At 50.8% G+C, this 716-nt stretch carries 8 tRNA genes; all 8 read left to right on the forward strand.

What is annotated here, in order from left to right:
* Positions 1-9 precede the first annotated feature (9 nt).
* The 8 genes from HMPREF9965_RS04395 to HMPREF9965_RS04430 all read left to right on the forward strand — a co-directional run bounded on the left by HMPREF9965_RS04395 (position 10) and on the right by HMPREF9965_RS04430 (position 711).
* Positions 10-82, forward strand: a tRNA-Asp gene (locus HMPREF9965_RS04395).
* 24 nt (positions 83-106) lie between these two features.
* Positions 107-179, forward strand: a tRNA-Lys gene (locus tag HMPREF9965_RS04400).
* A 5-nt stretch (positions 180-184) separates the two neighbouring features.
* A tRNA-Leu gene (locus HMPREF9965_RS04405) sits at positions 185-266 on the forward strand.
* Between the two features lie 12 nt (positions 267-278).
* Positions 279-351: transfer RNA gene (locus HMPREF9965_RS04410), tRNA-Thr, on the forward strand.
* 20 nt (positions 352-371) lie between these two features.
* A tRNA-Gly gene (locus HMPREF9965_RS04415) sits at positions 372-443 on the forward strand.
* 7 nt (positions 444-450) lie between these two features.
* Positions 451-536 (forward strand) — tRNA-Leu (locus HMPREF9965_RS04420).
* 11 nt (positions 537-547) lie between these two features.
* Positions 548-621: transfer RNA gene (locus tag HMPREF9965_RS04425), tRNA-Arg, on the forward strand.
* Between the two features lie 16 nt (positions 622-637).
* Positions 638-711: transfer RNA gene (locus HMPREF9965_RS04430), tRNA-Pro, on the forward strand.
* The last annotated feature ends 5 nt before the right edge of the window (positions 712-716 follow it).

A 716-nucleotide genomic window follows, 5' to 3' on the forward strand; every position in this document is an offset into this window, starting at 1 on the left:
TCCCATATAGGTCCCGTAGTGTAGCGGTTATCACGTCGCCCTGTCACGGCGAAGATCGCGGGTTCGATTCCCGTCGGGACCGTTTAAGATAACGGAAGTTATTTTAGACTCGTTAGCTCAGTTGGTAGAGCAATTGACTTTTAATCAATGGGTCACTGGTTCGAGCCCAGTACGGGTCATATTTGCGGGTTTGGCGGAATTGGCAGACGCACCAGATTTAGGATCTGGCGCTTAACGGCGTGGGGGTTCAAGTCCCTTAACCCGCATAGTAGAAATTTGCCGGCTTAGCTCAGTTGGTAGAGCATCTGATTTGTAATCAGAGGGTCGCGTGTTCAAGTCATGTAGCCGGCATTAAAATAGAAGAGGTCGATGCGAACGTAGTTCAGTGGTAGAACACCACCTTGCCAAGGTGGGGGTCGCGGGTTCGAATCCCGTCGTTCGCTTAGAGAGGCCGGGGTGGCGGAACTGGCAGACGCACAGGACTTAAAATCCTGCGATTGGAAACGATCGTACCGGTTCGATCCCGGTCCTCGGCATATAATAATGAGCACCCTTAGCTCAACTGGATAGAGTACCTGACTACGAATCAGGCGGTTAGAGGTTCGAATCCTCTAGGGTGCATTTTTTCTATTTAACTCGGGAAGTAGCTCAGCTTGGTAGAGTACTTGGTTTGGGACCAAGGTGTCGCAGGTTCGAATCCTGTCTTCCCGATTGAT

The sequence above is a fragment of the Streptococcus mitis bv. 2 str. SK95 genome (assembly GCF_000222705.1).
GTDB lineage: Bacteria > Bacillota > Bacilli > Lactobacillales > Streptococcaceae > Streptococcus > Streptococcus mitis_AY.